Origin of the sequence: Rhodoblastus sp. (assembly GCF_052145335.1) — a bacterium.
In the GTDB taxonomy this organism is placed as follows: Bacteria; Pseudomonadota; Alphaproteobacteria; order Rhizobiales; family Beijerinckiaceae; genus Rhodoblastus.
Genome location: NZ_JBKQOU010000059.1, coordinates 1 through 4,387, shown reverse-complemented (window position 1 = coordinate 4,387; position 4,387 = coordinate 1). Strand labels below are relative to the sequence as shown.

2 protein-coding genes and 1 pseudogene are annotated in these 4,387 nt (G+C 59.0%); 2 read left to right on the top strand and 1 reads right to left on the bottom strand.

All coding sequences use genetic code 11. From position 1 onward, the window contains the following. Nucleotides 1-516: pseudogene (locus ACLP2E_RS03925) on the bottom strand (transposase); the annotation flags it as partial. 188 nt (nt 517-704) lie between these two features. Between ACLP2E_RS03925 and ACLP2E_RS03920 the strand changes: the two are divergent. Then, nucleotides 705-929, top strand: a complete 225-nt coding sequence (locus ACLP2E_RS03920) for a hypothetical protein (RefSeq protein WP_442465208.1) — start codon at nt 705-707, stop codon at nt 927-929. Nucleotides 930-996: 67 nt separating this feature from the next. Continuing rightward, nucleotides 997-4,387 (top strand): hypothetical protein (locus ACLP2E_RS03915; protein WP_442465207.1); only part of this gene is annotated, 3,391 nt, incomplete at its 3' end.

Genomic DNA, 4,387 nt, shown 5'->3' with positions numbered 1-4,387 from the left:
TCCGGCCGTTTTCGCGCACCTTGAGATAAGTAGCGTCGAGCCAAAGATAAGGCCAGTCGCCTTCGAGCTTGCGGTCGAGGAACGAGTTCACCCGCTCGTCGATGTCCTCGCAAAGTTTCGAAACTTGGCTTTTCGAAATGCCGGACATGCCCATCGCCTGCACCAGATCGTCGACCTTGCGTGTCGAGACGCCCTGAATCCACGCTTCCTGTATGACGGCGACCAGCGCGCGCTCGGCGGTCTTGCGCGGCTCCAGGAAGGCGGGGAAATAGCTGCCTTTGCGCAGCTTCGGGATTTTCAGCTCCAGCGTGCCGAGCCGCGTTTCGAGCTCGCGCTCGCGAAAACCGTTGCGCTGGGTCGTGCGGGCGTCCGAGCGCTCGTAGCGCGCGGGCCGACCCGATTTTCGATGTCGAAGTCCATCAGCTTCTGCAACACTGCTTCGGCGAGGTCTTTGAGCAGATCCTGCCCGCCGCGCTCGCGAATTTGATGAAGAAATGCCATTGTGTCGTCGGTCATCGTTTCCTCGGTTCGGTTGGGTCAAGCTTTAGCAACTCGACTATAACCGAAGAGGACGCGGTGACCGCCCCCGGCCCGCCGGCCGGCTCCGCTAAGCGGAGCTCCGGCCGCCGGCTTCAAATCAGAAAATCTCCACCACGTCTGTGGACGCTACCAAATCCTGTTACGATGTGGGGATGGGCGCCGTCTTGACCATCAACGATATCGCCAAGGTCATTGCTCGCCTGCACAAGGCGCCGCAACCGCAAATCTGTGGAAAATTCCGAGTGGGCGACATCCGCTCGGCCGTGGCTTCCGTGCAATCTTTGGCAGACGACCTGAACGTGAGGGCCAAAGTTCCATTTGCCGAGGCGGTAAATATGGTCGGAGAATGGCTCTTCCGAAAAACTGTGCTGATCGCCACTGAGAACTGACCCGTTTTTGATAGTATGGGGGCGTCATTCCATCACCGGCCGAATCGTGCGCATATTATGATGCATTATGATGAAGAAGCTCTTCACCCACCTCATACGGGGATTGGCGGTCATCGCTTTCGGGCCGCTGGCGTCTCCCGACTGGCTCCCGCAAGTCACGTTGGCCGCAACGTCTTTGATCCCGATCCTGACGCCGCCGCCGAACTGGCCCGGGGTCGATTGCTCCTACGGCTATGGGGCGTCATGTCCGCCCAAACCTGTCGTCACCGCCTTGCAGGGAACCTCCGGCTACCAGCTCCAGCCTTCGGCGGTATGGGACGAGCCGCCGAAAATGTGGATCGAGCCCGGCTGCGCCGGCAAATGCGAGGGCAAGAACTATGTCATCGGCATCGTCGCCGGAAACGCCGACCGCGCACAAATCGCTAAGGTGGTGTTTTATCTGGAGGGCGCGACCGAGACGGTGACGGCGCCATCGAAAAACCCCCGCACGGACACATTCGGTTACAATATTAATATCCAAAGCTCGCTTCACGATGGCGACGCCGTGCTGTTCGCCGATGTCTATCCGGTCAATGGCCATGTGCGCCGCCTCATGCTGCCGTTGACGCTCAACACCAACGGATCCTTGACCCATCAGGCCTATTATCTTGACAATTCGGGCTCCGATAGCCTGTGCAGCGGGAAGGGAAAGGGCGCTCCGGTCGGCGAAGCTCCCAATCAGGATTGCGCCTGGGCCAGCTTCAATCATGCGCAGTCGACCGCGATTTCCGGCTCTGTTATCTATGTGACATCGGGACAGACCTTCCTTGACGACGTTTCGACGGGCGCCGCGAATTTCACCCAGGCGCGGATGATTCAGTTCCTCCCGTCCGAAATCGGCGCTCCTTACAAAATCAGCAAATCGTCACGCTACGAAAACGGCGGTTATTTCAAACTGATCGCCCAGAACGTCTTGTTCGACACAGCGATTTTCGACATGAGCATGATCGGCGCTTTCTCGAATGGCTCGCCGCACGCGGTTACCGTGTTGCGCAATGTGCAGCTTGTCGATCCCTATGGCGCCGGCGGCCCGAACCTCACTTCCGCAAATTGTGTTTCGGGCTCCGCTTTTCCCTGCCTATATGGCTCGCCCGAGAGCCCTACCGGAAACCTCAGCCATCTGTTTGTCGAGGGCACCGGCACTTATGCCGCGATCATTGATTCGCCGGCGCTTTCGCAGACGGTCGAAATCACCAAAGGCAATCTCTATCGCAATTGGAATGTCCTCAATTCGCTCGATACTTTTTCCGAATTTGGCTCGCCGGCGAATGGCTCCTTTCAGAGCCGCGCCTATCTCCATGTCAACGCCACCGCCAACCAGCCCTTTTTCAATCGCGACACCTATGATTTCGCGCAAAACATCAAGGTCGCGGCGATCAACTACTGCGCCAATGGCGTCACCCTGCCGGGCGCCTCTGGCGCGCGAACGACGGCCAACACCAATCATTACGTCGACCCGCATGGCGCAACGATCGTGCAACTGGCGATCACGCCGACGATATTTCAAGGAACGATTTCCGGGACGACGCTGACGGTTTCGGGAAAGCCGTCGAGTCCGCTTATTCCAAGTCTGTATTTCACCGGGAGCGGGATAAGCGGAAGTGTATCTGTCGTCGGTCAACTGGCGCCGACGAAATGGAAGGTTTCGTCGCCGCAGGACATTGCGTCGACGACGACATTTATCTCGACCGGAACCACACCATCGGGAGGGGAGGCTTTTGGCGGAGGTATTTTCCACGGCAACAATTTTCAGTACGCCATTTTCGGCTCCAAGGGCTCGCTAACCAATGGCGGCGTTATGTTCGTCGGCGATTATGGCAATAATGGAAGCGATGCGCTGACCGGCCCTGTGTCCGATCCGACCTGCGGCAATCGGATTCTGGTCGCCCCGAACGCGCCTTATGTCGTCCTCGAATGCAATGGCGGCCATTTCGGCGTTTGCGACCCTGACTTCAGAAATGCGCGAACGCTGGTTCTCGGCCCCTCCGGAGCGCCCGTTCTCGAAGGAGAGGGCGCGCTTCCCGCGGTTCCCGCCGTCGGCGACACCGTTCTCCTGTTCAACATCGGCCATCCCGATCTGGGCCAGATCACCGGGTTGAATTCGACGACCGAGAATTACCAGAATCTGGTCATGCAATCGTCAACCTTGGCAGGCGTCGAATCGCAACCCTTCCTGTACGGGGCCGGTTCACTCACCACCACAACCATGACGGGGTCGCAGCGTGGGACGGAGTTCATCGCCGATCCGGTAATTGTGTCGGCGGTCTCAGGGGCCGTAGTGACGCTGGCGGCCACCCCGGCGCTGCCAAACCTTTCTACATCTTCCCGCCAGGGCTGGATCGGCGGCGCTGTTTCGCAGAGCGGCAAGATGAACTCGCCCGCCGGTTGCTCGATCCATTGCCTTTTCACAGGCGCGCCGATTTTTTTCGCGCCGGATTTCACCGCCAATCTTGTAGCCGGCTCACGCTTTGCCGTGACCGGCGAAAACGGCGTCTGGCAAGTCGATGAGATCCTCGACGCCACTCATCTCTATGCGCACAGTCTGGGCAATTTGACATCTGCAGGCGCCTCGCTGGCGCAATGGTGGAAGGTCGGGGCGGCGCTGCAGTTCACCACCGGCGCACTCAAAGGGCAGGAGTTTCCGGTCACGGCCGAGTCCAACAGCGCCGGGGTGCAGACGGTCTCGATCAACCCGTTCGGCAATGCCAACCTGACTGGGTGGGCGGTTGGCGACACTGCCTATATCACGCCGAGCCTGGCCTATGGCGATTTCATCATGTGGACCGATTGCGTCGGCGATTCCTCCAATAATTTCACCTATTCGGCGGCGATTGACTTTCCGACGCCTTACAGCGCGACGATGCTGCGGTCGAAAACCTGCGCCCCTGGCTCAAAATATAATATCGCCAAATCGGTCGTGGGCGCCCTCTATCTGCAGACCGTACTGGCGACCAATATCGACCATCAGCCCGGTTTTACGTCGATGGGGCAATTTGGCCACGGGACCCTCGGCTGGGCTTTCATTCAATCCACCGTGTATGGCACGACCGTAGATTTTCGCTCGGTCAAGACCCCGAACTCGGTTTTTGCCATCGATCAGTCGGCGGCTTTTGACAGCCTGTTCTACACGACCGACCTGACGACCTGGAACAACGCGGTTATATCCGACAACGCCTTCCCACCCGGCGACTACCTCGTGTTCGACACCAACGCCTTTTTCAACGCGCCATCGGCTGAACGTGGGCGCCGCCCACTTACCTTCGGCGACAATGCTCAGGCCGGCGTTTACGCGGCGGGCCGCATGAATTCCTATTTTGAAATCAGCGCTGACGGTCTAGGCTCGTTGTCAAAACCGCTGGCCGGCCTTTCGGGGAATCCGGCGCGTCCCGACCGTTCGCCGATCATGCCTTATAGCCAAA